The organism is Streptomyces sp. NPDC006235 (assembly GCF_040613735.1).
Classification (GTDB): domain Bacteria; phylum Actinomycetota; class Actinomycetes; order Streptomycetales; family Streptomycetaceae; genus Streptomyces.
Map to the genome: position 1 here is coordinate 202113 of NZ_JBEXSR010000009.1, position 25724 is coordinate 227836.

Consider the following 25724-nt stretch of genomic DNA (forward strand, 5'->3'; position numbering starts at 1 on the left):
CGGTGCCGTACGCGCTCATGTGCCGTGGTGCTCCGAGAGTCCCGGCCAGTCGTCCGGGCCACCGCCCTGCCACTCGACGAGGTCGTTCTCCTCGACGTCGGTGACGTAGAGGTCGGCCAGCCGGAGGATCTCCGCCACGTCGTCGACGTGTGTGGCGACGCCCAAGGGCTCGTCGCCCAGCGTGACCCGCCGTGATCCGTCCAGGGCGGGAGCGTGGACCACGACGTGCGGGTGCTCGGTCGGTGGAGGTGCCATGCCTTCAGGCTGCTCCTGCGGGGGCGGTTCCGCACCCCGGGGGACGGGCTGGCCGTCCGACGGCGCGAGGCTGGGCGCGACAGGACGTTCGCGCCGCCGGACGGGTCTGCGGGGGTGGGCTGGTGATGGTGCTGGGACCGCGGCGGGCGCGACGGAGTCCGGACGGGCTTCCCTCAGGTCGAGACGCCCGGCCGGGTCCTTCACCACCGCACTGGCTCACGCTCCGCCGCGGTCCGCGCCCTGCCCGCGTCCGTGCCCGGGGCGACCACCCCTCATCCGGGTCGCCCCGCGCGGTCGGACGCGGTCAGGGAGTTCAGTCCTCGCGCAGGGCGCGGACCGCCTCCTCCACGCGCCGCCCGTACTCGGGGTCGGCGGCGTGGAAGTGCGCGAGGTTCTTCTCGATCACGTCGTCGCGGGAGACCTGCGAGAGGCCGCCGGCGATGTTCGCGACCAGGCGGGACTTCTCCTCGGCGGACATCAGCCGGTACAGCTCGCCCGCCTGGAAGCAGTCGTCGTCCTTGGTGTGCAGGGGCGCCGCGTGGGTGCCCGTGTGGCCGGTGACCGCCAGCGGGGCCGACAGCGGGCGGCCGGTCTCCACCGGGCCGTCGTAGGAGTTCGGCTCGTAGTTCTTGGCGTACCGGCCCTGGGCGTTGGACGCCATCAGGCCGTCCCGGCCGTAGTTCCGCGCGGTCGTGGCCCGGGGCGCGTTGACGGCCAGCTGGGTGTGGTTGACGCCCAGGCGGTAGCGATGGGCGTCGGCGTAGGCGAACAGGCGGCCCTGCAGCATCTTGTCGGGCGAGGGGCCGATGCCCGGCACGAAGTTGTTCGGCGAGAACGCGGCCTGCTCGACCTCGGCGAAGACGTTGTCCGGGTTGCGGTCCAGCACCAGCCGGCCGACGCGCCGGAGCGGGTAGTCGGCGTGCGGCCACACCTTCGTCAGGTCGAACGGGTTGAAGCGGTAACCGTCCGCCTCGGCCGCCGGCATGATCTGGACGTAGAGCGTCCAGGACGGGTGCACGCCCCGCTCGATGGCCTGGAGCAGGTCCGTCTGGTGCGAGTTCGGGTCCTTGCCCGCGAGCTCGGCGGCCTGCTCGCTGCTCAGACAGCGGATGCCCTGGTTGGTCTTGAAGTGGTACTTGACGAAGAAGGTCTCGCCCCGGCTGTTCGTCCACTGGTAGGTGTGCGAGCCGTAGCCGTTCATGTGCCGGTACGAGGCCGGGATGCCGCGGTCGCCCATCAGCCAGGTCACCTGGTGCGTGGCCTCGGGGGAGTGCGCCCAGAAGTCCCAGACGTTGTCCGGCTCCTGACGGCCCGTGAACGGGTCGCGCTTCTGCGAGTGGATGAAGTCCGGGAACTTGATGGCGTCCTTGATGAAGAACACCGGGGTGTTGTTGCCGACGAGGTCGTAATTGCCCTCGGCCGTATAGAACTTGACCGCGAAACCGCGCGGGTCGCGCACGGCGTCCGCGCCGCCGAGGCTGTCGGCCACGGTCGAGAAGCGCAGGAACACCTCGGTCCGCTTCCCGGTCTCGCCGAGGAAGTCGGCCTGGGTGAAGGCGGTGACGTCGTCGGTCACCTCGAAGTGGCCGTAGGCGCCGGAACCCCGGGCGTGCACCACGCGCTCCGGGATGCGCTCGCGGTTGAAGCGGGCGAGCTTCTCCAGCAGATGCTGGTCCTGGAGCAGGAGCGGGCCGCCGACGCCGGCGGTGGCGGAGTTCTGGTTGTCGGCGACGGGGGCGCCGGACTCGGTGGTGAGCACGCGCTGCGACATCGTGACCTTCCGTACGAGAGGGCAGCGGAAAAATGTTTCCGCTTCGTGGAGCCTAGGGTCGGGGTGATCAGAGCATCAACAGTCTGTTGAAGCGGTGGGCATGGGTGGGTCCGGGCGGCGCCGCCGCTTTGGGCGCGACAGGACAGGTGTCAGCGGCGACGCCGCCCGGAGTATGGAAGACCCCCGGAGGGATCGCGGGGTCAGACCTGGGCGCCGGAGAGCCGCTCCACGGCCCGCAGCAGTGCCGAATGGTCCAGGCCGCCGTCGCCCTGCGCACGCAGGGACGCGACCAACTGGGCGACCACGGCGCCGACGGGCAGGGCCGCGCCGACGGTGCGGGCGGCGTCCGTGACGATGCCCATGTCCTTGTGGTGCAGATCGATCCGGAAGCCCGGCTTGAAGTCCCGGCCGAGGAAATTGTCCTTCTTGCGGGTCAGCACGGTCGAGCCGGCGAGACCGCCGTTCAGGACGTCCAGGGCCGCCTTCAGGTCCACGCCGGACTTCTCCAGGAAGACCACGGCCTCGGCGCATGCCTGGATGTTCACGGCGACGATCAGCTGGTTGGCGGCCTTCACGGTCTGGCCGGAGCCGTGCGGACCGCACAGCACGATGGTCTTGCCGAGCGCCTCGAAGATCGGCCTGGCCTGGTCGAAGTCGGCCTGCTCGCCGCCGACCATGATGGACAGCACGGCCTCGATCGCGCCGGCCTCGCCGCCGGAGACGGGGGCGTCCAGGGCGCGGATGCCCTTGTCCTTCGCCGCCTTCGCCAGGTCGATCGAGGTCTGCGGGGTGATCGAGGACATGTCGATCAGCAGGGCGCCGGACTTCGCGTTCTCCAGGATGCCGTCCGGGCCGTAGGCGATGGCCTCGACCTGCGGGGAGGCCGGCACCATCGTGATGACGACGTCGGCGTCCCGCACGGCCTCAGCGATCGAACCGGCGGCCGTGCCGCCGGCCGCGGCGAGGCGGTCCAGCTTCTCCCGCTCCAGCGTGTAGCCGGTGACGTCGTAACCCGCCTTGATGAGGTTCTCGGACATGGGGGAGCCCATGATGCCGAGGCCGATCCAGGCGATCTTGGGCAGAGCGGTGGTGGTCATGATGGGGATGCCTTTCGGTGCGGGGGTCAGCGGGGCAGCCAGTCGAAGGCCTCGGCGCTCGGGCGGTCGCCCGGCTTGTACTCGAGGCCGACCCAGCCGTCGTAACCCGCCTTGTTCAGCTGGTCGAGGAGGTCTTCGAGGGGCAGCGAGCCCGTCCCGGGGGCGCCGCGGCCCGGGTTGTCGGCGATCTGGACGTGGCCGGTCTTCGCGGCGTACCGGGCGATCACCTGCGGCAGGTCCTCGCCGTTCATGGACAGGTGGTAGAGGTCCATGAGGAAGCGGGCGTTGTCCAGCCCCGTCGTGGCGTTGACCTTGTCGACGACACCGACGGCGGCCGGTGCGGACACCAGCGGATACGCAGGCGACTCGGGCCGGTTGAGCGCCTCGATGAGCAAGGTCGCGCCGATCCGGTCGGCGGCCCGGGCCGCGAGCACCAGGTTCTCCAGCGCGAGCGCGTCCTGCTCGGCCCGGTCCACGCCCTCGACGCGGTTGCCGTACAGGGCGTTGAGCGCCGTGCAGCCCAGGGAGGCGGCGAAGCCGGCCGCCACGTCGACGTTGGCGCGGAACCTCTCCGACTCCTCGCCCGGGACCGACAGGGCGCCGCGGTCGGGGCCGGGCAGCCGGCCGGCGTAGAAGTTGAGGCCCGTGAGCTGGACACCCGCGTCCTCGACGGCCTTCTTCAGGGCGTCGAGCTCCGCCTGTGCGGGGGTGGGCGAGTCGATCCAGGGCCACCACAGCTCGACCGCCGTGAAGCCGGCCGCGGCGGCGGCCGCGGGGCGCTCCAGGAGCGGGAGTTCCGTGAAGAGGATCGACAGGTTGACGTTGAAGCGCTGGTCTGCGAATCCCATCGGGCCGCGCTCCCTTCCGGGGGTTTCCGCAATGTGGAAGTTGGATTCTGCTTACCGGAAGACTGCCGTTGCGTGTCGTGACTTGTCAAGGGGGCGGAGGCGGACCCCGCGAGGACGTCCCGGCCGAGGCCGGCCGGAAAAGCAGAGGGCCGACGTGTGTTCGCTGGGTACGCTTCGGCCATGCGGCGGGGGAGTGGACGGTGAGTGTGGTTCCGGCCTGGAGCGCGGGTCTCGGACTCGGGTTTCTCGTCGCCCTGCCGCTCGGTCCCATCGGGCTGCTGTGCGTGCGCAGTGTTCTGCGCAACGGCTTTCTCTGCGGATTCGCCATCGGCCTCGGCGCGGCGGCCGTCGACGTGCTGTACGCCGGCCTCGGCCTCGCGGGTGTCGGCAAGCTGCTGGACATCCCGGTGCTGCGGACCGCTCTGGGGCTCGCCGGCGCCCTGGTCATGGCGTATCTCGGCGTCCGCTCGGTGCGGTCGGCCTTCCGCGCCAGGAGCGCGGTCGTCGACACCGAGGGTGAGACGGTGCAGCCGTGGGAGGCCTTCCGTACCGCTCTCACGGCGACGACGGCCAACCCGGCGACGATCGGCTACTGGGCGGCGGCCTTCGCCGCCGCCACGGCGGCGAACGTCACCGACACGCTCGCGGACTCACTGGCCATGCTCGTCGGCGTCGGCTCGGGCACGCTGCTGTGGTTCACCACCCTCAGTGCCGGGGCCATGCTGTTCCGCCGCTGGTTCACCTCCCGGATGCTCCAGGGCGTGGACCTCCTGGCGGGCGTCGGCGTCATCTTCTTCGGCGGCGTCCTCGCGTACCAGGCCGTCGGCTGACGGAGGGCGAGACCGCGCCGTGTGCGGCGGCCCGCTTCCCGGCGGCCCGCGTTCCGGCGGCCCGCTTCCCGGCGGCTGAGGACAATGGAGAGCCAGGGGCGTGCCCGCGCGTGAGCGGGAAAGGTGCCCGTATCCAGGGCGGTCCGGTCCGCCCCGGCGTCGGCTAGGGTCGCACAGGTCACGACGGTTCTGGGGGCAGCATGCGACTGAGAGTGGAGTTCACGACCGAGCCCTTCGACCTCGACGAGGCACCCGCGCACGCGCTGGTCGCCCGCGAGGTCGTGGAGGCCGCCGAACTGGACGCCGTGGACGTCGGCCCGTTCGGCAACACCGCCGAGGGCGGTGCCGACGCGGTGCTCACCGCCGTGGACGCGCTGCTGCGCAAGACCCTGGAGGCCGGCGCCACCCGGGTCTCCCTCCAGGTCAACGTGATCGGGGAGGGCGAGGCGTGAGCGGCGCCGGGGACGAGCCGTTCATCGCGGCCGTGAAGCCCCTGGTCGACGCCATGGGCGGCGAGATGATCCCGCCCGACGAGGCCGGCCCCGACGACGTCGTCCTGTCCTGGGAGGGCCGCGACGCCGTCGCCGTACGGCTACCGCAGCTCGCCGACTCCCTCGACCACATCCTGGCCGCCATGGAGCGCCGCAAGGGCATGCCCCTGGCCGACCTGGACCGCAAGGCCAAGCAGGAGGTCGTGCGGATACTCGAGGCGCGCGGCGCCTTCTCCGTACGGCACGGTGTGGAGACCGTGGCGAGCGCCCTGGGCGTCAGCCGCTTCACCGTCTACAACTACCTCAACCGCGAGAAGGGGGCCTGACCGGGCCCGCCCGATTTCGCCCCCCTGGTCGGGTTCCGCCGCCTCGCCGGGTTTCGTCACGCGGAATTTTCAACAAACTGTTGACGTGCTGTCGCGGAAGGGCGTTAGCTATCGGCACGCCCGTTCAGCACGAAGGCCGTACCCGGCCACGGAGGCTCCCGTGACGTCCACTTCCATGCCGCCGGGCCTGGCCCGGTTCAACGCCCTCGAGGAGCACGCGGCCTTCACCGCGCTCCACGAGGTGTGCGCTTCCACGGCGTGGGCGAAGCGCCTGCTCGCCGCCCGCCCCTACGCCGCCTGCCAGGCCCTGTACGACGCGAGCGACGCCGCCATGGCGGAGCTGACGGCCGGCGACCTCGCGGAGGCGATGGCCGGCCACCCGCCCATCGGCCGCCCGAAACCCGGCGACCCCACCTCGGCCCGGGAGCAGAGCGGCATGGCCGGCGCCTCCGAGGCGCTCAAGGCGGAGATGCTGGAGCTGAACCTCGCCTACCAGGAGAAGTTCGGCCACGTCTTCCTGATCTGCGCCACCGGACGGACCGGCGAGCAGATGCGCGACGCGGTCAGGGAACGGCTCGGCAACACGCCGGAGCGGGAGCGCGAGATCGTCCGCACGGAACTGGGGAAGATCAACCGCATCCGTCTGGCCCGACTCGTCGAAGAGGACTGACCGCAGCATGAGCACCTCCGCCACCGCATCCGTGTCCACGCACATCCTGGACACGTCCGCCGGCCGCCCCGCCGAGGGCGTCGCCGTCCACCTCTCCGCCCGCTCGGGGCGCGAGGCCGGCTGGCAGGCGCTCGGCGGCTCCGCGACCGACGCGGACGGGCGGTGCAAGGACCTGCCGGCGCTGCCGGAGGGCACCACCCACGTACGGCTCGACTTCGCGGTGGAGCCGTACTTCGAGAAGAAGCAAGCCGATGCGCAGCAGGACGCCCCCGCGAATCGGGACAGCGGTGCCGTGTTCTTCCCCGAGGTGGCGATCACCTTCGCCGTGACGCCCGGGGAGCACTACCACGTACCGCTGCTGCTCAACCCGTTCGGCTACTCCGTATACCGAGGGAGCTAGCTACTCATGCCCACCATTCTGGGACAGAACCAGTACGGCAAGGCCGAGAACCGAGTCGTCAAGATCACGCGGGACGGCGCCACCCACCACATCAAGGACCTGAACGTCTCCGTGTCGCTGAGCGGCGACATGGAAGAGGTCCACTACTCCGGCTCGAACGCCAACGTCCTGCCCACCGACACCACCAAGAACACGGTGTACGCGTTCGCCAAGGAGTACGGCATCGAGTCCGCCGAGCAGTTCGGCATCCACCTCGCCCGCCACTTCGTCACCAGCCAGCAGCCGATCCACCGGGCCCGGATCCGTATCGAGGAGTACGCCTGGGAGCGGATCGAGGCCTCCGACGCCAACTCGCAGTTCATCGGCGCCGACGAGGTCAAGCACTCCTTCGTCCGCAAGGGCCAGGAGACCCGGCTGACCCAGATCACCTACGACGGCTCCTCGTGGGAGGTGATCTCGGGCCTGAAGGACCTCGTCGTGATGAACTCGACCAACTCCGAGTTCTGGGGCTACGTCAAGGACAAGTACACGACGCTGAAGGAGGCCTACGACCGCATCCTGGCCACCCAGGTCTCCGGCCGCTGGCGGTTCAACTGGACCGACGACGACCAGCGCATGCCCCACTGGGAGAAGTCCTACGAGCAGACGAAGAAGCACATGCTCCAGGCCTTCGCCGAGACGTACTCGCTCTCGCTCCAGCAGACGCTGTACCAGATGGGCGCGCGGATCATCAACAACCGCAGCGAGATCGACGAGGTCCGCTTCTCCCTCCCGAACAAGCACCACTTCCTGGTGGACCTGGAGCCGTTCGGCCTGCAGAACGACAACGAGGTGTACTTCGCCGCCGACCGGCCCTACGGCCTGATCGAGGCGACGATCCTGCGGGACGGCTGCGAGGCGAAGATCCCCGTGGACCTCACCAACCTCTGACGTCCTCCTGACGTTCCCTCTTTCGGCACCCGTGGCCGGGGAACCCTCCTCCTCGGCCACGGCACTCAAAATCCCAGGGTCCTGCCGTGCCCCCTCCACCCCAGCGCAAAGGACGAACCATGGCAGCAGCCCGGCGCATCGTCATCGAGAACTGTGCGATCGCGACCGTCGACGCCGACGACACCGAGTACGTCTCCGGGCACGTCGTCCTCGCCGGCAACCGCATCGAGTCGGTCGGCGCGGGCAAGGCCCCCGAGGGCCTGGAGAACGTCGTACGCCGTATCGACGCCTCAGGTCACCTCGTCACCCCCGGACTGATCAACACCCACCACCACTTCTACCAGTGGATCACCCGTGGTCTGGCCACGGACCACAACCTGTTCGACTGGCTGGTCGCGCTGTACCCGGTCTGGGCGCGCATCGACGAGCCGATGGTGCGCGCGGCGGCCCAGGGCTCGCTCGCGATGATGGCCCGCGGCGGCGTCACCACGGCCATGGACCACCACTACGTCTTCCCGCACGGCTCCGGCGACCTGTCCGGCGCGATCATCGGCGCCGCCCGCGACATGGGCGTCCGCTTCACCCTCGCCCGGGGCTCCATGGACCGCAGCGAGAAGGACGGCGGCCTGCCCCCGGACTTCGCCGTCGAGACCCTCGACGGGGCGCTGGCCGCCACCGAGGAGACCGTCCGGCAGCACCACGACTCCTCCTTCGACGCCATGACCCAGGTCGCCGTCGCGCCCTGCTCGCCCTTCTCCGTCTCCACCGAACTGATGCGGGACGGCGCCCAGCTGGCCCGCCGCCTCGGCGTACGGCTCCACACCCACGGCTCGGAGACCGTGGAGGAGGAGAAGTTCTGCCACGAACTGTTCGGCATGGGCCCGACCGACTACTTCGAGTCCACCGGCTGGCTCGGCGAGGACGTGTGGATGGCGCACTGCGTCCACATGAACGACTCCGACATCGCCGCCTTCGCCCGCACGAGGACCGGCGTCGCGCACTGCCCGTCGTCCAACGCCCGCCTCGCGGCCGGTATCGCCCGCGTCCCGGACATGCTCGCGGCCGGCATCCCGGTCGGCCTCGGCGTCGACGGCACCGCGTCCAACGAGTCCGGCGAACTCCACACCGAGCTGCGCAACGCCCTCCTCATCAACCGCCTCGGCGCCCACAAGGAGGCCGCCCTGAACGCCCGCCAGGCGCTGCGCCTGGGCACGTACGGCGGCGCCCAGGTGCTGGGCCGGGCGGCGGAGACCGGCTCACTGGAGCCCGGCAAGCTCGCCGACCTCGTGCTGTGGAAGCTGGACACGCTCGCCCACGCCTCCATCGCCGACCCGGTGACCGCCCTGGTCTTCGGCGCGGCGGCACCGGTCACCGCCTCCTTCGTGGACGGCCGGCAGATCGTCGAGGACGGGCGGCTGCTCACGGCCGACGAGGACGCCATCGCCCGCGCCACGCGGGACGAAGCCCGGCGGCTGGCGAGGATCGCCGCGCAGGCCTGAACGCCCCGATGACTCCGGCCGGGAGGGACGGCTCCCGGCCGGTGGCCGCGGACCCGAGCGGGGTCCACGGCGGTCGTCTCCGGGGCGCGCGTACACGCGTGCGCCCCGGAACGGCCACCCCCGTCCCGCATGTCCGGTCCCGCACGACCGCCCGCACCACCTCCTTGACACCCACGGCCGTCATCCGGCGCAGCCGTGTAACCGACCGGAGGGAAGCCGCCGTGGCCGACCACCCCGTTGACGAAAAACTCCCCGCGCTCAAGATGGCGACGACCGGCCTCCAGCACGTGGCCGCCATGTACGCGGGAGTCGTCGCCCCACCCCTGATCGTCGGCGCGGCCATCGGCCTGACCGCCACCGACCTGACCTTCCTCACCGGCGCCTGTCTGTTCACCGCGGGCCTCGCCACGTTCCTGCAGACCATCGGCGTCTGGAAGATCGGCGCCCGGCTGCCGTTCGTCAACGGCGTCACCTTCGCCGGTGTCGCCCCGATGACCGCGATCGTCGCCTCCACCGAGGACAAGTCCGACGCCCTGCCGGTCATCTTCGGCGCGGTCATCGTCGCCGGACTCCTCGGCTTCATAGCCGCCCCCGTCTTCTGCAAGGCGGTCCGCTTCTTCCCACCGGTCGTGACGGGAACGGTCATCACCCTGATCGGCGTCTCCCTGCTCCCGGTGGCCTTCGGCTGGGCGCAGGGCCCCGACCCGGCGGCGCACGACTACGGTTCGGCGACCAACCTCGGGCTCGCCGCCGGCACGCTCGTCGTCGTCCTGCTGCTGCGGCGCTTCACCCGGGGCTTCGTCAAGCAGATCGCCGTGCTGCTCGGCCTGGTCGTGGGCACGCTCCTCGCGATCCCGTTCGGTGCCACGGACTTCGGCCCGGTCGCGGACGCGGCCGTCATCGGCTTCCCGACGCCCTTCCACTTCGGCGCCCCGCAGTTCCAGCTCGCCGCGATCCTCTCCCTGTGCGTCGTGATGGTGGTGTCGATGACCGAGTCGACCGCCGACATGCTGGCGCTGGGCGAGATCGTCGACCGTCCGGCCGACGAGAAGACCATCGCGGCCGGCCTGCGCGCCGACACCCTCGGCTCGGCGATCAGCCCGCTCTTCAACGGCTTCATGTGCAGCGCCTTCGCACAGAACATCGGCCTGGTCGCGATGACGAAGATCCGCAGCCGGTACGTCGTCGCGGCCGGCGGCGGTTTCCTGGTGCTGATGGGCCTGTGCCCGATGGCCGCCTCGCTGATCGCCGTCGTACCGCGCCCGGTGCTCGGCGGGGCGGGCGTGGTCCTGTTCGGCTCCGTCGCCGCCAGCGGCATCCAGACCCTGGTCCGGGCCGGTCTGGAGAAGGACAACAACGTCCTGATCGTGGCCGTCTCCCTGGCCGTCGGCATCATCCCCATCACGGCGCCGGAGTTCTACCACGCCTTCCCGGAGACGGCGCGGATCGTCCTGGACTCGGGCATCTCGACGGGCTGCGTCGCGGCGGTCCTGCTGAACCTGGTCTTCAACCACCTGGGCCCGCGCGACCGGGACGCCCACGACGTGACCCACCCGATGGAGGCGGGCGAGGAGATCACGGGCGTCCCCCGCGCCCCGGCAGCACCGTGAGATCGGCGAAAACAGCTCCGAACTCCGCTTAGGCTTCTGCCTCGGTCAACTCACCGTTGACCGGGGGGACAGGGGACGAGGGGGAGACGGACCGATGAACCACGCGACCGAGGTGTTCCAGCCGTTGCAGGCGGACGATCCGCCCGTGGTGGCCGGGTACCGCCTGGCCGCCCGGCTCGGCGCGGGCGGCATGGGCCGGGTCTACCTGTCGCACACACAGGGCGGCCGGCCGGTGGCGATCAAGGTGGTGCGGCCGGAGCTGGCCGACGACCCGGCCTTCCGGCGGCGGTTCCGCCGGGAGGTCGAGGCGGCCCGGCGGGTGCGGGGCGCGTACACGGCCGAGCTGATCGACGCCGACGCGGACGGCACACCGCCCTGGGCGGCCACGCTGTACGTGCCCGGCCCGTCCCTGACGGAGGCCGTGGCCCGGCGCGGACCGCTGCCGGCGCCCGCGGTGCTGTGGCTGATGGCGGGGGTCGCCGAGGCACTCCAGGCCATCCACGCTGCGGGCATCGTGCACCGGGACCTCAAGCCGTCGAACGTGCTGCTCGCCGCCGACGGGCCGCGGGTGATCGACTTCGGCATCTCGCTGGCCTCCGACTTCACCTCGCACACCGCCACCGGCTCCACCATCGGGACGCCGCACTTCATGGCTCCCGAGCAGGCGTCCGGCGGCGAGGTCACGGCGGCGACCGACGTCTTCGCGCTGGGCCAGACGGCTGCGTTCGCGGCGCTGGGCCGGCCGCTGTACGGGGACGGCTCCGCGGTCGGGGTGCTGTACCGGATCGTGCACGATCAACCCGACCTGTCCGTGCTGCCCGTCCAGCTCCGGCCGCTGATCGCCCGGTGCCTGGCCGCCGCCCCGGAGGACCGGGCCGGTCTGGCGGAGATCGTCGAGTGGTGCCGGCAGGCGCTGGGCGCCGACGCGGAGGCGGGCGCGGGCCCGGCCGTCTGGCGGGACGTCATGGGGCCGGAGGTGACGGTCCCCTCCCCGGCGGACCTCGACGCCACCTGGGCCTCCCCGGCGCCGTCCCTGGACCCGACCAGGGTGCACATGCAGCCGCTGGTCGTCACGCAGCCGCAGACGCGGCCGCCGGGACCGGAGGAGAGACGGGCGCGCAGACGGCGCACCGCCCTGATCACGACCGTGGCCGTGACGGCGGGGGCGCTGGTGCTGACCGGCCTGGTCTGGACGGTCGCCGACGCGGGGAACAGATTCCGGGACTGGGTGGCGGGCGCACCGTCGACGCCGGGCGCGGAGAAGTCCGGACGGTCGGCCGCGCCGGAGTCGTCCACCGGGGCGCGCTCGGGCTCCGGGCCCGCGTCGGGAGCGGAAGCGGAGGCGGAAGCGGGCGGCGGAACTCCGGAAGCGTCCCGTCCGTCCCCGGCCGCGTCCAAGTCGCCGCAGGTCATCACACAGGCGCCATTGCTGCTGAACGCGAAGACCTCGCTCAGCTTCGAGAAGCCGCTCTGGCGCGACGACCGCAAGGGAGACATCCGCTTCAACTGTGAGAACCCGAGCTGCGAGCTGGAGAGCGACAGCAGCGTGTTCGTCCAGATGTTCACCGACGAGGCGGTTTCCCTCGACGAGTGCCGGCTCATACTCGGCGCTGCCGACCGTCGCCGCTGGACGCTGGCCTCGGTAGCGGTCGGCAGTCAGATCTGCGTCAAGCACCCCTCCGGGGACATCGCCCTGCTCGTGGTCCAGACGAAGTCGACGGCGCTGCCGGAGCTCGCCTCCCTCATGGTGGACATGACCGTCTGGAAGAAGGCGGCCTAGAGCCCGAACAGGCCCGGGTCCGACGCCAGCTTCCGGAAGTGCTCCCGGGGGTCCGGGACCAGCTTGCGGGCCTTGAGGTCCAACAGGCCGCCGACCGCCGTGATCTCGGCCGCCACCGTGCCGTCGGCCTTGCGGACCGTCTGCTCGATGCGGAAGGTCTTGCCTTCGCCCCAGGCGAAGGCGCAGGTCACCTCGACCTCGTCGCCCGCGAGCAGCTCGCGCTGGTAGCGGATGGTCGTCTCCAGGGCGACCGGGCCCACACCGCTGCCGATCAGGGCGGACTGGCTGATCCCCGCGGCCCGCAGTAACGACCAGCGGGCGTGTTCCGCGTAGTTCAGGTACACGCTCTGGTTGAGATGACCCTGCACGTCGATCTCGTAACCGCGGACGGTCACCGGGACCGAAAACGGCTCGCTCATGGCTTCCCCTCTCACACCGGGCACGCGTCACACCGGGCACGCGTGGCGTACGCAACGATCCACCGATCTTGGCATGTCCGTCACGCCCGGCGGGGCGAGGCCAGGAGATAGCGGGTCCCGGTGCGCGGCGCGCGGTGCTCGCTCACCTGCCAGCCTGCCCCTTCCAGGGTGGCCGCGCAGGCCCGCAGCGCCTCGCCGTCCGGCTCGTACACGGCGACGGCCTCCGGCTGCGGGGTCTCCCGCACCCGGTAGCCCCCGCCGCCCTGCCCGCCCGGGTGGTGTCCGGCCGCCTCCAGCGCGAGGGCGGCGGCCTGCACGAGATGCGTACGCTCCCAGCCGCACGGCCGCTCCACCGAGCCGTCCGGGTTGGTCATCCGGCGCAGCTCCAGCAGTCCCTGCCAGGCGCTGTGCACCTCACGGCGCCGCGCGGGCCCGCTCTGCGGTGCCGCCTCCTCCCCGCCGACGCGCGCGGCGAACACACCGGCGGTGGCGGGGGCCTCGGTGGCGGGCTCGTGCACCTGCATGACGCCCTGCCGTACCCGGTGCCCCTCCGGCGTCAGAAAGTGATCGTGCGGCGGTCGCGGGTGCCGGAAGGCGAGCCCTCGCTTCACCAGCGCCGCGAGTTGCGCCTCCGTCCCCCGCAGCCGGCCGGTCACCGGGTCGGCGGCGTCGATGACCCGCCGCTGCGCGGCGGTCGGCGGTCGGGTCACGGCGCGCTCCTCTCCGGCACGGGACAGGCCCCGGGGCACTCGCCCCACCTGCTGGAAGGCTACGACCCGCCACTGACAATCGCGCCTACTGCCGGTACCCGCCGAGGAACCGCCCGATCCGCCCGATCGCCGCCTCCAGGTCGTCGGCGTACGGGAGGGTCAGGATGCGGAAGTGGTCGGGCGTGGGCCAGTTGAAGCCGGTGCCCTGGACCACCTGGATCTTCTCCCGCAGCAGCAGGTCGAGGACGAACTTCTCGTCGTCGTGGATCTTGTGCACCTTGGGGTCGAGACGTGGGAACGCGTACAGCGCCCCCTTCGGCTTCACGCACGTCACGCCGGGGATCTCGTTCAGCTTCTCCCAGGCCACGTCGCGCTGTTCGAGCAGCCGGCCGCCCGGCAGGGTGAGGTCGCGGATGGACTGCCGGCCGCCCAGCGCGGCCTGGATGGCGTACTGGGCGGGCGCGTTGGCGCACAGCCGCATGGAGGCCAGCATCGTGAGGCCCTCCAGGTAGTCCTTCGCGTGCTGCCTCGGCCCCGTCACCACCAGCCAGCCCGAGCGGAAGCCCGCCACGCGGTACGTCTTGGACAGGCCGCAGAAGGTGAGCACCACCAGGTCGGGGGCGAGCGCGGCGGCCGAGTGGTGCACGGCGTCGTCGTAGAGGATCTGGTCGTAGATCTCGTCGGCGAACACCATCAGGCCGTGCCGCCGGGCGAGGTCGAGGATGCCCTCGACGATCTCCTTCGGGTAGACCGCGCCGGTGGGGTTGTTGGGGTTGATGACGACCACGGCCTTCGTACGGTCCGTGATCTTCGACGCCATGTCGTCCAGGTCCGGGTACCAGTCGGCCTGCTCGTCGCAGAGGTAGTGGACCGCCTTGCCGCCCGCGAGGGTCGTCACGGCCGTCCAGAGGGGGAAGTCCGGGGCGGGGATGAGGATCTCGTCGCCGTCCTCCAGCAGCGCCTGGACCGCCATCGAGACCAGTTCGGAGACGCCGTTGCCGAGGAAGACGTCGTCGACGCCGACCTCCAGGCCCAGCGTCTGGTAGCGCTGGGCGACCGCGCGGCGGGCGGAGAGGATGCCGCGCGAGTCGGTGTAGCCGTGCGCCTGCGGCAGCATCCGGATCATGTCCTGGAGGATCTCGTCCGGCGCCTCGAATCCGAAGAGGGCGGGATTGCCGGTGTTCAGGCGCAGCACGCTGTGACCGGCCTCCTCCAGCGCGTTGGCGTGCTCTATCACCGGGCCGCGGATCTCGTAACAGACCTCGCTCAGCTTGCTCGACTGCCGGAACTCCATGCGCTGCTTCCCCTCGCCGACTGGTGTTGCTTGGTTTTACCAAGTAGCCGCTTGGAAAGTCCAACAACTTGTCTAGACTGCGTCGCATGCCACCTCGCCGCAGCTACGATCAGTACTGTTCCGCCGCCCGCGCCCTCGATGTCGTCGGCGACCGCTGGACCCTCCTGATCGTCCGGGAGCTCCTCGCCGGTCCCCGCCGCTACACCGACCTGCACGCGGACCTGCCCGGCGTCAGCACGGACGTACTCGCCTCGCGGCTGAAGGACATGGAGCGCGACGGCCTCGCGACCCGCCGCCGGCTGCCCCCGCCCGGCGCCGCCTATGTCTACGAACTCACCGCCCGGGGACGCGAATTGCTGCCCGTGCTCCAGGCGCTGGGGGAGTGGGGGCAGGCGGAGCTGGGTGAGCGGCGGCCGACGGACGCGGTGCGGGCGCACTGGTTCGCCCTGCCCCTGCTGCGCCTGCTGGACGGGGAGGGACTCGTCGAAGTCCGCCTGGAGGAGGGGCAGTTCCACCTGCGGGCCGGTGCGGAGGAGGGACCCGTGTACGGCGACGGGCCCGCCCCCGGCGAGCCGGACGCCCGGCTGGTCCTGGACACCGGCACGTGCACGGCGCTCAGCCGGGGGGAGCTGAGCCTGACCCGGGCCGTGCGCGAGGGTCGGCTCCAGGTGAGCGGCGAGGGCACCCTCGCGAAGGCACTGCGCGAGGCATGAAAGAAGGCCCGTGTGACACGGGCCTTCTGACGGGTGTCAGGCACTGATGGGTGTCAGGCGCTCGGCGGCACCCGCACGGGCCGTCCCGCGCCGCGTGTCAGCGCGTATCCGCCGACACCCGCCAGCGCGGCCAGTACGCCGCCCACCGCCGTCCACGCCCACCGGTCCGACCACCAGCCGGACGCCCAGCCGTCCTCCGGTTCGAGGCCGGCCAGCACCGCCGCGTTCTCCTGCTCGTCCTCGGGTTTCGCCGCGATGCCCGGCACCAGGGGCTCGGACAGCGAGCCGTCCACCGCCGCCGCGCCGCCGATGTCCTCGGAGTCGGCCCGGACCTCGGTGTCGACCGGGAGGCCCAGGTCGGAGGCGGGGACGCCGGCCGCCGTCAGCCGGATGTAGTACGTGCCGGGCAGCGGGTCGTTCGCCCACGGCTCCGACCAGGCGCGGACCGTGCGCAGCACACAGGCCAGCTCCACGGAGGGCGCGTCCGCCGCCGCGGTGCGGGTCTGTGCCCCGTACTGGCAGGCCTGACGGCGGCGCAGGCCGTCGTACACGTCGATCTGCCAGGTCTGCGCGGCGTGGGTGTCCGGCAGCTTCACCGTCGCCCTGACCGTGGGGCGCTGCCCGGTGTCGGCGGGGAACGACCAGTACAGGTAGTCGCCCGTGGAGCCGCTCGCCGTGGCCCGCTGCCCCTGCTCGAACTCCGTGGCCGTACGGAAGGAGGTACCAGCCCGGGTGGGTGCCGCCGAGGCGTCCTGCGACGGACTCGGCGAGGCGTCGGCCGCGGCCGGAGCGGCCGCCAGGCCGAGGGTCAGCAGCGCGGCGCTCAACGCACGTACGATTCGCATCAGTTGGTCCTCCAGACCGCGACCCGCCAGCGCGAGAGCCAGCCCCAGAGAAGACCGGCGAGGAAGCCGGTGAGAATCAGCGCGCCGAGCAGCCACCAGCCGCGGCCGAGGCCGAAGGAGGCCACGTCACCCGCCTGGCTCGGGCCGTCCACGACGTCGACCGTCAGCTCCAGCGGCAGCCCGGGCGTGGTCTTCACCCCGGAGGCCGGCGAGAAGGAGTGGGTGACCGCCAGGCACACGGTCTCCGCGGCCGGCTTGTCCCCGTCGGAGTCGTCACGCTCCGGCTCGGGGTACCTCAGCCCCGCCGAGATCACATCCGTACGGCCGTTGCCCGCCGCCTCGCCGCGCACGATCTCCCGGCCGTGTGTCGTGACCGCCCGCAGCAGCACCCCGTAGCCGGGGTTCACGGCCCGGTCGGCCGCCACGCTCACCGAGGCCCGCAGCTCCTGGCCCGGCAGCACGTCCACCCGGTACCAGCGCTGCTGCCCGAACCCCTCCCGGTCCGTGAACAGCCCCGGCTTCAGCGCCGGTGCCCCGGTGCACGCGGCGGCGCCCTCCACCGGCACCGGCGTCACCACCGGATCGGCCGCCCGGTCCACCAACTGGTTGACCCGGTCGGTGAGTTCGTCCTGGTGCTCCACCGAGGTGTACGTGCCGCCGGTGGCCTCGGCGATGCAGCTCAGCTGCCTGCTCAGCTCGGCGGTCGGCACCAGGCCCAGCGTGTCGATGGTCAGGCCGATGCCCTTGGCGGCGATCTCGCGGGCCACCTCGCACGGGTCGAGCGGCGCGCAGGTGTCCTCGCCGTCGCTGATCAGCACGATGCGCTTGGAGCCGTCACCGCCGTCCAGGTCGTCGGCCGCCTTCAGCAGGGCCGGGCCGATCGGTGTCCAGCCGGTCGGACTGAGCGTGGCGACGGCCGTCTTGGCCTCGGTGCGGTCCAGCGGGCCGACCGGGTAGAGCTGCGCGGTGTCCTTGCAGCCCGTCTTCCGGTCGTCGCCCGGGTAGTTCGCGCCGAGGGTGCGGATGCCGAGCTCGACCTCCTCCGGCGTCGCGTCGAGCACCTCGTTGAACGCCTGCTTCGCGGCGGCCATCCGCGACTGCCCGTCGATGTCGCGGGCCCGCATCGAGCCGCTGACATCGAGGACGAGGTCGACCTTGGGGGCGTCCTGGCCGGTGGGTTCACCGGCTGCCGCTCCGGCCGGGAAGGCGAGCCCGGCCGTCAGCGCGGCGAGCAGGGCACAGACGCCCGCCGCCAGCCGTTTTCTTGTGATCATCGGCGGATCTTATTGATCAGGGATGCCGTCATCCAAAACGGGGCTCAGCCAAGGGGATTGGGCAGGTCCGCCCACTGGTCGCCGGGCGCCTGCGGCGAGAGCCGCATCAGCGTCAGCGCCTTCGTGGGCAGGGGCTCCGCGCGCAGCGCCGCGAGGTCCGGGGTGCGGGGCAGATCCCGTACGGCCGTCTCCAGCGCCTGCGTGAGCGCCGCCCCCGACCCCGCCGTGCCGGCCAGCGCGCCCGCCACCAGCGAGCCGAACAGCTTGCGCCGCAGCGCCCGTTCGTCGTCCGTGACCATACGGGCGGGCAGGTCGGGCACCGTGATGCCGTGCCGGGCCAGACGGACCGGGCTGACGCGGATGTCGGCCAGGTCGCGGTAGACCAGCCGCAGCGGATCGCCCGCCGGCGAGAGGATCACCAGGAGGTTCTGGCCGTGCGCCTCCAGGGCCACGCCCAGCTCCAGCAGCCGCAGACCGACGGTGAGGGCGAGGCGCGCGAAGGCGGCCAGCCAGGCGGGGGAGCGGGGGAGCTCGGTGGTGGCGAGAGCCGCCACCGGCAGGACCCGTTCGCCGGACGCCGCGTACGTCTCCGGCGGCTCCCGCAGGACGGCCGCGAAGTCGGGGGAACCGGCCGCCGCCGCGCCCAGGGTGCGGGTCATGTGCAGCAGGCCGTCGGTGTGCGCCGCCGGCGTCCCGGCGAAGTCCGACAGCACCGCGGACGCGGCGACCGAGGCCAGCGAGATGTCCCGCACCGAGGACGTCAGCCGGGCGCTGAGCGAGGTCTTGACGTGCGGCCCGCCGGGCAGCGCGAGCGTCCGCAGCGCCATCAGGGGATGCCCGGCGCGCCGCTCCTCGCAGACCCGCTTCAGCACGTGCGCCGCCTGCCACGGGTGCACCGGCAGCACCACCCGCTCCCCGTCCCGCAGTTCCCGCGGCCACGCCCCCGTCACCAGGCACTCCTCCGCCCGCACCGGCACCAGCCCCAGCTCCACCAGCGGCCGGTGCTCGGGCCCGTAGGCGAGCTGCTCCGCCACCGAGAAGCCGGGCCGGGACCGGCACGTGGGGTGGAACGGATGCCCGTCGACGATCCGCTGCTCCCACTCCCAGTCGCGCTCCGGCCGCCCCTCCGTCGCGTGCCCTTGCTGCCCGGCCCGCGACAGCGCCAACGACGCGACGCTGTGCGCGAGTTCGGCGGCGAAGGACGCGGAGTGCGGTACGGCGAGGTTTGTCACCAGCCGGGCCGGATCGTCGTACTCCGCCTCGTCGAGCCGTACGACGGTGACGTACGCGCCGGTCGCGTACGGATCCGGCCGCGGGCCGTGCAGCCGGCGGCCGTCCGACAGGTACAGGGTCAGCCCGTCCCCGCCCTGCTCGCGGCGGGTGACCCAGGGCAGCGGGTCGTGGGCGAGACCGCGCCACAGCCGGGACAGCACGGCCGCCCGGGCACCGGGAAGTTCGGCCTCGTACCGCGGCAGGAGACCGGGCCGCGCGACGGCCAGTTCGTCGGCGACCTCGGCCTCGGCGGTGGGGGTACGGTGCACGGGCGGGCTCCTCGGGTACGAATAGGGCGTCACGGCGGGATGACGACGGCACGCATACTGATCATCTCCGCCCGGAAGTCCGGAAATCCTTCAAGGACCGCAGGGAACGAGTGGAAGCGTGGACCTCATGCCCCCGCCCGACGGCGACGACTCCGCCCACGGTGACTGTGCCCATGGTGACTCCGCACACGGTGTCTCCGCCCAGGACGACCCGGTGACCGGCGGCCTCGCCGAACGGGCCGACGAGTACGCCGCCGTGCCGCTGCTGAACTGTCTGCTGCGGGAGGTGGCCCGGCCGGTGAGCGAAACGGGCGAGTACCGGGTCCACCACCTGCCCGGCGCGGACCGCCTGCTGCGCGTGCGCGGCACGCGGCGGCCAGCCGGGCCCGAGGTCCGCACGGCCGGCGGCTGGCACCGTATCGGCCACACCGAACTGGTCAAACTCGTCGCCGAGGAACTGCGCCGGCACACCGGGCTGTCCAACCACGAACTGCCCGCCGAGATGATCGACAGCCGGGACGCCGTGGCCGCGCTGCTGGCCGCCCGCACCCGGGCCACCCCGCCCGACGACCCCTATCGGCGCTCCGAGCAGTGCCTCCTCACCGGCCACACCCACCACCCGGCCCCGAAGGCGCGCGGCGGCGGCCCCGCCGCCGGGTGGCTGCCCTACGCGCCAGAGGCGTACGCCGACTTCCCGCTGACCCTGCTCGGGCTGCGCGAGGACACCGTCGTCGAGGAGGGCGACACCTCCGCCCTCGACGCCCTCGGCACGGCCCCGCCCGGCTACCGGCTGCTGCCCGCGCACCCCTGGCAGCTCGACCTGGCCGGTGCGGAACTCGCCGACGCCTTCGCGGACGGCAGACTCGTCCGGCTCGGCCCGGCCGCCCCCGGCACCTGGCCGACGGCCGCGATCCGCACGCTCTACGCGCCCGGGCACGACCTCTTCCTGAAGTTCAGCCTGGACGTGCGCATCACCAACGACATCCGCCGGCTGTGGCGGCACGACCTGCTCGCCCTGCGCCGCACCGACACCGCCGTGCGCGCTGCCCTCGACACGTTCGAAGGCCCCCCGGCCTGGCTGAGCGACCGCGGGTACCGCACCGCCGACTTCGCCTTCGAGGCCCTGGCCGTCCTCGTCCGGGACGGTTTCGGAGGCCGTCTCCTGCCCGGCGCGACCCCGCTGCTCGCCGCCGGTCTCGTCGAGGGCTTCGACGGCAGCCCGCTCGACGGGGCCGCCGACCCCGGGGCCTGGTGGGCGGCGTACCTGGCGCGGGTGGTGCCCCCGGCCCTGACGGCCTTCGCCCGGCACGGTGTCGTCATCGAGGCGCACCTGCAGAACACCCTGGTCGCCGTGGACGCCGGCGGCATGCCCGTGCAGGCGCTGTACCGGGACGCCGAGGGCGTGAAACTGCTGCCGGACGTCTCGCGCGAAGCCGGCTGGCAGCGGCTCGTGTACTGCCTGGTCGTCAACCACCTCAGCGAGATCGCCGGCGCCCTCGTGGAACGCCATCCCGGCTTCGACCCCTGGCCCGCGGCCCGCCGCGAACTCGCCCACCACGACGTGCCCGAGATCCCCGCCCTGCTCGCCTCACCCACCCTCCCCGGCAAGACGAACCTGCTGCTGCGCTGGACCGGCGCGAACGGCGCGGACGCGCGCTACCTGCCGTTGCCCAACCCGCTGCGCGGCGCCTGAGCGAGCCGGTCACCCGTCCGGACCCTCCGGCAGGGCACCGGCGCGGGGCCATGGTCAGGGTGAGGGTGGCTGTCCGTGCCGTGTCCCCCCTGCGAGGAGAGGTATGACCGAGACCGACAGGGCCACCGCCCTCGCCGCCGAGCCCTCGGAGCACACCGACCCGGATCCCGCCAAGGCCGATCTGCGGAGGGTGGGCGCGCACCCGGACCACTGGTATCCGGTCGCCCTGTCCCGGCGCGTGCGCGCCGGCAGGGTGCTGGCGGCCACGTTCGCGGGGGAGCGCATCGCCCTGTTCCGCTCGGAGAGCGGCGACGTGCACGCGCTGGAGGACCGGTGCGCCCACCGGCAGGTGCCGTTGAGCATGGGCGTCGTGGAGGGTGAGACGCTCCGCTGCCGCTACCACGCCTGGGCCTATCGCGGCGACGGCCGCATCTCGCAGATCCCGTACCTGGCCAAGGGCGATCGCCGGCCGCCCCGCGGCGTGCGCGGCTACCCCGTGCGCGAGGCGTACGGCCTGGTCTTCGTCTTCCCGGGCGACCCGCAGCTGGCTGCGGCCACGCCGCTGCCGCACCTGCCCGCCTTCGGTTCCCCGCGGTACCGGACCATGACGTACTCCCGGACCGTGCGCTGCCACTACTCGTTCATGCACGAGAACCTCCTCGACATGAACCACCAGTTCCTCCACCGGGGCGTCGTCGGCAGGCTCCACCCCGAACTGCTGGGATACGAGGCCGACGAGCGGTCCGTGGAGGCCAGGTACCTGTTCACCCACACCGGGGGAAAGCGCAACCGCAGCGCCGGGCTGCTGGCGGCCGAGGGCCTCGGGGGCGGCACCGCCGACGTCATGACGATCCGCACCGAGTACCCGTACCAGACGCTCGACCTGGTCCCGGAGAACGCCGAACGGCCGGCCTTCCGCCTCTGGGCCGCCTACGTGCCCGAGGACGCCGAGCAGCGCACGTGTCACGCCTTCGGCCTGCTCATGATCGAGAAGCCCGGGATCCCCGGACTCCTCCAAGTGGCCTGGCCGTTCATCAGGCGTTTCACCGAGCGGGTGTTCGCCGAGGACCGCATGGCCGTGGAAGCCGAGCAGCGGGCCTGGGACGAGCAGGGCGAGGACCGCAACCACGAGGTCTTCCCGCTGATCCTCGACGTCCGCGAGGTGCTGCGCAGAAACGGCGTCCCCCTCCGGGCCCGGGCCGCCGCCTGCGGCGGCGCGGCACTGTGCGACGGTGCGGGGCTTCCTGACGGCCTCCGGGGTCAGGAGTGACCTGACGCCGGTGCCGTCGGATCCGGCTCCGGAACGGGCGGGGTCTCGTCGTCCATGTCGCCGCGCAGGGCGGCGATGACGAAGGCCGTCATGGAGGCCAGGCCGAGCAGTGCGAGCGGTCCCCAGATCGCCGGAATCGCCCAGAACGGCCAGCCGTTGGCGCTCTGCGCCCACAGGGTGAACAGGGCCGCGACGCCCATGCAGACGCCGTGCCACCGCACCACGCTTCCCGCTGTCGCGTGCCGCCGGTCGCCCCGCGCGAACAGCGGCCACGCCCCGCCCACGAGGGCGGGCAGGCCGAACGCGAAACAGGCGAGCGCGCCGCCGAGGCGGTCCTCGGGCCAGCCCACGGGCCCGCGGGACGTCTGCTGCCGCCGCCCGTCGGCGTCCCGCACCTCGACGACCTGCCCGTGCCAGATCAGGCCGACGACCTTCTCGCCCGGCTCGAGCTCCGACAGGACCGGATCGGTCGTCCGGAAGGTCACGTGCCAGGGCTTGCCGGAGGGCAGCAGCAGCTCCGCCTCCGGTGAGCCGTTCCGCCTGCCGAGGTTCAGGTCGGTCTTCCGGACGGTGAACTCCTGCTCCCACCGGCACGCCGACGCCTTCACCGGGACGGAGCCGCAGGCCGGCGCGGCACGGAACTCCCGCTCCCGGTCCAGCGCACCGCGGACCTCCAGGGCCATGGCCACCGCGGTGACGAGCGTCGCGACACCCATCAGCAGCCACATCACGTTCCCCGGCCCTTGCCGTCCCCCCGACCCCATCGTGCCTCCCCACGTCTCGCCGGATCCGCCCGAACGGTATCCGAACCCGTCGGGGCCGAGCCCCTGGCACCTGACGGCCTCATGAAATGATGATCAGCGGCAGCGTGAGGACGGAACGACGAGGAAGCCCGGTGTGAGCGACGATCCCCTGGACGGAGCGGCGACCGGTCGGGCCCCCTGCCGCATCGTCGTGTGCCGGGACTGCTGCTGCGGCAGCGGCAAGGTGACCGGGGTCGATCACGCGGCCCAGACCGAGCGGCTGCGCACGGCGGGGCCGGTGCGGATCTCCGCCTGTCTCGACGTCTGCGACCAGGCCAACGTCATCGTCGTCCAGCCGTCCGCCGAGGGCCGGGCCGCCGGCGCCCGGCCGGTGTGGCTCGGGCTGGTCAACGACCCGGCCGCGACCGAGGACGTCGTCTCCTGGGTCCGCGAGGGCGGCCCGGGCGTGGCCCCGCGGCCCGACATCCTCGACCTGTACGTCTTCAGTCCCCGCGCGCGACGGCGCCCCGACTCCCCCTGACCCCGGAGCCGCCTTGCACCGGGACGGGGCCGGGACGGTCACCGCGCCGGGCGAGGGCAGGTGCCCCCGAGCAGAGGTGCGCTGGTCAGCGCCCAGTAGAGTGCGCCTCTGTTGCCCCCGAGCCCCGAGGTACCGCGCAGTGACCCCCGAACCCTCCGCACCGACCGCCGCCGTGACCGTCGTCGGGCTCGGGGCCGACGGCTGGGCCGGACTGTCCGACGCCTCCCGCGCCGCACTGCGTGACGCCGAGGTCGTCATCGGCGGGCCCCGCCAGCTGGATCTGCTGCCCCCGGAGTGCACCGGGCAGCGCGTCGCCTGGCCCTCGCCGCTGCGCCCCGCCGTCCCCGGCCTGCTCGCCGCGCACGCCGGCCGCCGGGTCGCCGTACTGGCCAGCGGGGACCCCATGTTCTACGGCATCGGCCGCGCCCTCGCCGAGGAGACCGGTGCCCTGCGCGTCCTGCCGCACCCCTCCTCGGTCTCCTACGCCGCCGCCCGGCTCGGCTGGCCGCTGGAGGACGTGGAGGTCGTCACGCTCGTCGGCCGGCCCGCCGCCCGCCTGGCCGCCGCCCTCCACGACAACCGGCGGCTCCTCGTCCTCAGCGCGGACGCCGGCACCCCCGGCGAGGTCGCCGCCCTGCTGCGGGACCGGGGCTTCGGGCCCAGCCGGATGCGCGTCCTCGAACAGCTCGGCGGCGACCGGGAACGCACGACCGACGAGGCCACCGCCGACGACTGGCCCGCTGAGCGGCCGCCCGGCGATCCGCTCAACATCGTGGCCGTGGAGTGCCGCCGCGCCCCCGACGCCCTGCGGCTCGGTGCCGTGCCCGGGCTCCCGGACGAGGCGTACGAGCACGACGGGCAGCTCACCAAGCGGCACGTCCGCGCCGCCACGCTCGGCGTGCTCGCCCCCGCACCCGGCGAACTGCTGTGGGACATCGGCGGCGGCTCCGGCTCGATCGCCGTCGAGTGGATGCGCACCCACCCCTCGTGCCGCGCGGTCACCGTGGAGCGGGACCCGGCGCGCGCCGAGCGGATCAGCCGCAACGCCGACCGGCTCGGCGTGCCCGGACTGCGGGTCGTCACCGGCGCCGCGCCCGCCGTCCTCGCCGAACTCCCGCCCCCCGACGCCGTGTTCGTCGGCGGTGGGCTCACCGCGCCCGGCCTCCTCGACGCGTGCTGGGAGGCGCTGCCCGGCGGCGGGCGGCTGGTCGCCAACACCGTGACGCTGGAGTCCGAGGCGCTGCTCGCCGACGCCCGCCGGCGCCACGGCGGCGAACTGGTGCGGCTCGCCGTGGCACACGCCGTGCCGGTGGGAGGGTTCACCGGGTGGCGGCAGGCGATGCCGGTGACCCAGTGGGCCGTACGGAAAACGCCCGACACGTCTTCAGGACCTTCTTCAGGAGCAGACAGATGACCGTGTACTTCATCGGCGCCGGCCCCGGTGCCGCCGACCTGATCACGGTGCGCGGCGCCCGTACGCTCGCCGCCTGCCGGGTCTGTCTGTACGCGGGCAGCCTGGTCCCGCGCGAACTGCTCGCCGAATGCCCGCCGGACGCCCGGCTGGTGGACACCGCGCAGCTCGACCTGGACCAGATCACCGCCGAGTTGCTGCGCGCCCACGAGGAGGGGCACGACGTGGCCCGGCTGCACTCGGGGGACCCCGCCGTGTTCAGCGCGGTCGCCGAGCAGATGCGGCGGCTGGACGCGGCCGGGGTGCCCTACGAGGTCGTCCCGGGCGTCCCCGCCTTCGCCGCCGCGGCCGCCGCCCTGAAGCGGGAGCTGACCGTGCCGACCGTCGGCCAGACCGTGATCCTCACCCGCGTCGCCAACCGGGCCACCGCCATGCCCGAGGGAGAGGACCTGGCCACCCTCGGCCGCAGCGGCGCGCTGATCGTGCTGCACCTGGCCGCCAGGTACGTGGACCGCGTGGTCGCCGAACTCCTCCCGCACTACGGCGCCGACGCCCCCGCCGCGGTCGTCGCCTACGCCTCCCGCCCGGACGAGCTGATCATCCGCGGCACCCTCGACGAGATCGCCGAGAAGACGAAGGAGGCCGGTGTGCTGCGCACGGCCGTGATCATGGTGGGGCGGACGCTCGGAGCGGAACAGTTCCGGGACAGCCACCTGTATTCGCCGGAGCGGGAACGCCACGTGTGCTGAACGCGGTGAGCGGC

Annotated in this window: 26 protein-coding genes; 15 read left to right on the top strand and 11 right to left on the bottom strand. The window is 72.7% G+C overall.

From position 1 onward, the window contains the following. Nucleotides 1–15 precede the first annotated feature (15 nt). The 4 genes from ABZ192_RS14420 to ABZ192_RS14435 form a co-directional block, all read right to left on the bottom strand. Nucleotides 16–255, bottom strand: a complete 240-nt coding sequence (locus ABZ192_RS14420) for a hypothetical protein (RefSeq protein WP_356924801.1) — start codon at nucleotides 253–255, stop codon at nucleotides 16–18. Nucleotides 256–568: 313 nt separating this feature from the next. Beyond that, a complete protein-coding gene (locus ABZ192_RS14425; protein ID WP_356924802.1) occupies nucleotides 569–2026 on the bottom strand; it encodes a catalase in 1458 nt (485 codons plus the stop codon). A 200-nt stretch (nucleotides 2027–2226) separates the two neighbouring features. Next, nucleotides 2227–3123, bottom strand: coding sequence for a 2-hydroxy-3-oxopropionate reductase (locus ABZ192_RS14430; protein WP_356924803.1), 897 nt, complete (start codon nucleotides 3121–3123; stop codon nucleotides 2227–2229). 26 nt (nucleotides 3124–3149) lie between these two features. After that, nucleotides 3150–3971, bottom strand: coding sequence for a TIM barrel protein (locus tag ABZ192_RS14435; RefSeq protein ID WP_356924804.1), 822 nt, complete (start codon nucleotides 3969–3971; stop codon nucleotides 3150–3152). 200 nt (nucleotides 3972–4171) lie between these two features. On the opposite strand from ABZ192_RS14435, the gene ABZ192_RS14440 reads away from it, so the two are divergent. The 9 genes from ABZ192_RS14440 (at nucleotide 4172) to ABZ192_RS14480 (ending at nucleotide 12507) form a co-directional block, all read left to right on the top strand. Continuing rightward, complete coding sequence (locus ABZ192_RS14440; protein ID WP_356924805.1) at nucleotides 4172–4801, top strand: LysE family transporter; 630 nt, start codon at nucleotides 4172–4174, stop codon at nucleotides 4799–4801. A gap of 200 nt (nucleotides 4802–5001) precedes the next feature. Further along, nucleotides 5002–5253 carry a hypothetical protein gene (locus ABZ192_RS14445; protein ID WP_356924806.1) on the top strand — a complete coding sequence of 84 codons (252 nt, stop codon included), beginning with the start codon at nucleotides 5002–5004 and terminating at the stop codon, nucleotides 5251–5253. Then, on the top strand, nucleotides 5250–5618 hold the full coding sequence (locus tag ABZ192_RS14450; protein WP_010039054.1) for a helix-turn-helix domain-containing protein: 369 nt from the start codon (nucleotides 5250–5252) through the stop codon (nucleotides 5616–5618). The genes ABZ192_RS14445 and ABZ192_RS14450 overlap by 4 nt, the downstream gene beginning before the upstream one ends. Before the next feature lie 160 nt (nucleotides 5619–5778). Next, complete coding sequence (gene uraD, locus ABZ192_RS14455; RefSeq protein ID WP_356924807.1) at nucleotides 5779–6288, top strand: 2-oxo-4-hydroxy-4-carboxy-5-ureidoimidazoline decarboxylase; 510 nt, start codon at nucleotides 5779–5781, stop codon at nucleotides 6286–6288. 7 nt (nucleotides 6289–6295) lie between these two features. Beyond that, nucleotides 6296–6688, top strand: a complete 393-nt coding sequence (gene uraH, locus ABZ192_RS14460) for a hydroxyisourate hydrolase (RefSeq protein ID WP_356924808.1) — start codon at nucleotides 6296–6298, stop codon at nucleotides 6686–6688. Between the two features lie 6 nt (nucleotides 6689–6694). Continuing rightward, nucleotides 6695–7618 carry a factor-independent urate hydroxylase gene (gene pucL, locus ABZ192_RS14465; protein WP_356924809.1) on the top strand — a complete coding sequence of 308 codons (924 nt, stop codon included), beginning with the start codon at nucleotides 6695–6697 and terminating at the stop codon, nucleotides 7616–7618. A gap of 119 nt (nucleotides 7619–7737) precedes the next feature. Beyond that, nucleotides 7738–9117 (top strand): 8-oxoguanine deaminase, encoded by a 1380-nt coding sequence (locus ABZ192_RS14470; protein WP_356924810.1) that lies wholly within the window; start codon nucleotides 7738–7740, stop codon nucleotides 9115–9117. Between the two features lie 221 nt (nucleotides 9118–9338). Then, entirely contained in the window at nucleotides 9339–10727 is a 1389-nt protein-coding gene (locus ABZ192_RS14475; RefSeq protein ID WP_356924811.1) for a nucleobase:cation symporter-2 family protein, read from the top strand. A gap of 94 nt (nucleotides 10728–10821) precedes the next feature. Next, entirely contained in the window at nucleotides 10822–12507 is a 1686-nt protein-coding gene (locus ABZ192_RS14480) for a serine/threonine-protein kinase (protein ID WP_356924812.1), read from the top strand. Here ABZ192_RS14480 and ABZ192_RS14485 read toward each other — a convergent pair. From ABZ192_RS14485 to ABZ192_RS14495, 3 genes are all read right to left on the bottom strand, one after another. Next, on the bottom strand, nucleotides 12504–12926 hold the full coding sequence (locus ABZ192_RS14485; RefSeq protein WP_356924813.1) for an acyl-CoA thioesterase: 423 nt from the start codon (nucleotides 12924–12926) through the stop codon (nucleotides 12504–12506). The genes ABZ192_RS14480 and ABZ192_RS14485 overlap by 4 nt on opposite strands. Before the next feature lie 80 nt (nucleotides 12927–13006). Then, complete coding sequence (locus tag ABZ192_RS14490; protein ID WP_356924814.1) at nucleotides 13007–13636, bottom strand: hypothetical protein; 630 nt, start codon at nucleotides 13634–13636, stop codon at nucleotides 13007–13009. Nucleotides 13637–13721: 85 nt separating this feature from the next. Continuing rightward, the gene (locus tag ABZ192_RS14495; RefSeq protein WP_356924815.1) at nucleotides 13722–14930 is read right to left on the bottom strand and encodes a pyridoxal phosphate-dependent aminotransferase; all 1209 of its coding nucleotides are present in this window, start codon (nucleotides 14928–14930) and stop codon (nucleotides 13722–13724) included. Nucleotides 14931–15016: 86 nt separating this feature from the next. Here ABZ192_RS14495 and ABZ192_RS14500 point away from each other — a divergent pair, with 86 nt between their 5' ends. Continuing rightward, nucleotides 15017–15643, top strand: a complete 627-nt coding sequence (locus ABZ192_RS14500) for a helix-turn-helix domain-containing protein (protein ID WP_356924816.1) — start codon at nucleotides 15017–15019, stop codon at nucleotides 15641–15643. A gap of 53 nt (nucleotides 15644–15696) precedes the next feature. Here ABZ192_RS14500 and ABZ192_RS14505 read toward each other — a convergent pair whose 3' ends face one another. The 3 genes from ABZ192_RS14505 to ABZ192_RS14515 are packed head-to-tail and all read right to left on the bottom strand — an operon-like array spanning nucleotide 15697 to nucleotide 19303. After that, nucleotides 15697–16488 carry a hypothetical protein gene (locus ABZ192_RS14505; RefSeq protein ID WP_356924817.1) on the bottom strand — a complete coding sequence of 264 codons (792 nt, stop codon included), beginning with the start codon at nucleotides 16486–16488 and terminating at the stop codon, nucleotides 15697–15699. Beyond that, nucleotides 16488–17762: a VWA domain-containing protein gene (locus ABZ192_RS14510; RefSeq protein ID WP_356924818.1), complete on the bottom strand. Its 1275-nt coding sequence runs from the start codon at nucleotides 17760–17762 to the stop codon at nucleotides 16488–16490. Before ABZ192_RS14510 ends, ABZ192_RS14505 begins: the two co-directional genes overlap by 1 nt. Before the next feature lie 44 nt (nucleotides 17763–17806). Next, complete coding sequence (locus tag ABZ192_RS14515) at nucleotides 17807–19303, bottom strand: IucA/IucC family protein (RefSeq protein ID WP_356924819.1); 1497 nt, start codon at nucleotides 19301–19303, stop codon at nucleotides 17807–17809. A 127-nt stretch (nucleotides 19304–19430) separates the two neighbouring features. On the opposite strand from ABZ192_RS14515, the gene ABZ192_RS14520 reads away from it, so the two are divergent. Then, entirely contained in the window at nucleotides 19431–20996 is a 1566-nt protein-coding gene (locus tag ABZ192_RS14520) for an IucA/IucC family protein (protein WP_356924851.1), read from the top strand. Nucleotides 20997–21099: 103 nt separating this feature from the next. After that, nucleotides 21100–22266, top strand: coding sequence for an aromatic ring-hydroxylating dioxygenase subunit alpha (locus ABZ192_RS14525; protein WP_356924820.1), 1167 nt, complete (start codon nucleotides 21100–21102; stop codon nucleotides 22264–22266). On the opposite strand, the gene ABZ192_RS14530 is transcribed toward ABZ192_RS14525, so the two are convergent. Beyond that, the gene (locus ABZ192_RS14530) at nucleotides 22257–23030 is read right to left on the bottom strand and encodes a hypothetical protein (RefSeq protein WP_356924821.1); all 774 of its coding nucleotides are present in this window, start codon (nucleotides 23028–23030) and stop codon (nucleotides 22257–22259) included. The two genes, ABZ192_RS14525 and ABZ192_RS14530, sit on opposite strands and share 10 nt — an antisense overlap. A 133-nt stretch (nucleotides 23031–23163) precedes the next feature. Here ABZ192_RS14530 and ABZ192_RS14535 point away from each other — a divergent pair, with 133 nt between their 5' ends. The 3 genes from ABZ192_RS14535 to cobM all read left to right on the top strand — a co-directional run bounded on the left by ABZ192_RS14535 (nucleotide 23164) and on the right by cobM (nucleotide 25710). Beyond that, nucleotides 23164–23550, top strand: coding sequence for a (2Fe-2S) ferredoxin domain-containing protein (locus ABZ192_RS14535; protein ID WP_356924822.1), 387 nt, complete (start codon nucleotides 23164–23166; stop codon nucleotides 23548–23550). A 139-nt stretch (nucleotides 23551–23689) separates the two neighbouring features. Beyond that, nucleotides 23690–24964, top strand: coding sequence for a precorrin-6y C5,15-methyltransferase (decarboxylating) subunit CbiE (gene cbiE / locus ABZ192_RS14540; protein ID WP_356924824.1), 1275 nt, complete (start codon nucleotides 23690–23692; stop codon nucleotides 24962–24964). After that, nucleotides 24961–25710 carry a precorrin-4 C(11)-methyltransferase gene (cobM, locus tag ABZ192_RS14545; RefSeq protein WP_356924825.1) on the top strand — a complete coding sequence of 250 codons (750 nt, stop codon included), beginning with the start codon at nucleotides 24961–24963 and terminating at the stop codon, nucleotides 25708–25710. Before cbiE ends, cobM begins: the two co-directional genes overlap by 4 nt. The last annotated feature ends 14 nt before the right edge of the window (nucleotides 25711–25724 follow it).

Coding starts and splice junctions, on each gene's coding strand:
- ABZ192_RS14420 (WP_356924801.1), bottom strand. CDS start 255: ATGGCACCTCCACCGACCGAGCACCCGCACGTCGTGGTCCACGCTCCC.
- ABZ192_RS14425 (WP_356924802.1), bottom strand. CDS start 2,026: ATGTCGCAGCGCGTGCTCACCACCGAGTCCGGCGCCCCCGTCGCCGAC.
- ABZ192_RS14430 (WP_356924803.1), bottom strand. CDS start 3,123: ATGACCACCACCGCTCTGCCCAAGATCGCCTGGATCGGCCTCGGCATC.
- ABZ192_RS14435 (WP_356924804.1), bottom strand. CDS start 3,971: ATGGGATTCGCAGACCAGCGCTTCAACGTCAACCTGTCGATCCTCTTC.
- ABZ192_RS14445 (WP_356924806.1), top strand. CDS start 5,002: ATGCGACTGAGAGTGGAGTTCACGACCGAGCCCTTCGACCTCGACGAG.
- uraH (WP_356924808.1), top strand. CDS start 6,296: ATGAGCACCTCCGCCACCGCATCCGTGTCCACGCACATCCTGGACACG.
- pucL (WP_356924809.1), top strand. CDS start 6,695: ATGCCCACCATTCTGGGACAGAACCAGTACGGCAAGGCCGAGAACCGA.
- ABZ192_RS14470 (WP_356924810.1), top strand. CDS start 7,738: ATGGCAGCAGCCCGGCGCATCGTCATCGAGAACTGTGCGATCGCGACC.
- ABZ192_RS14480 (WP_356924812.1), top strand. CDS start 10,822: ATGAACCACGCGACCGAGGTGTTCCAGCCGTTGCAGGCGGACGATCCG.
- ABZ192_RS14485 (WP_356924813.1), bottom strand. CDS start 12,926: ATGAGCGAGCCGTTTTCGGTCCCGGTGACCGTCCGCGGTTACGAGATC.
- ABZ192_RS14495 (WP_356924815.1), bottom strand. CDS start 14,930: ATGGAGTTCCGGCAGTCGAGCAAGCTGAGCGAGGTCTGTTACGAGATC.
- ABZ192_RS14500 (WP_356924816.1), top strand. CDS start 15,017: ATGCCACCTCGCCGCAGCTACGATCAGTACTGTTCCGCCGCCCGCGCC.
- ABZ192_RS14505 (WP_356924817.1), bottom strand. CDS start 16,488: ATGCGAATCGTACGTGCGTTGAGCGCCGCGCTGCTGACCCTCGGCCTG.
- ABZ192_RS14510 (WP_356924818.1), bottom strand. CDS start 17,762: ATGATCACAAGAAAACGGCTGGCGGCGGGCGTCTGTGCCCTGCTCGCC.
- ABZ192_RS14520 (WP_356924851.1), top strand. CDS start 19,431: ATGCCCCCGCCCGACGGCGACGACTCCGCCCACGGTGACTGTGCCCAT.
- ABZ192_RS14525 (WP_356924820.1), top strand. CDS start 21,100: ATGACCGAGACCGACAGGGCCACCGCCCTCGCCGCCGAGCCCTCGGAG.
- ABZ192_RS14530 (WP_356924821.1), bottom strand. CDS start 23,030: ATGGGGTCGGGGGGACGGCAAGGGCCGGGGAACGTGATGTGGCTGCTG.
- cobM (WP_356924825.1), top strand. CDS start 24,961: ATGACCGTGTACTTCATCGGCGCCGGCCCCGGTGCCGCCGACCTGATC.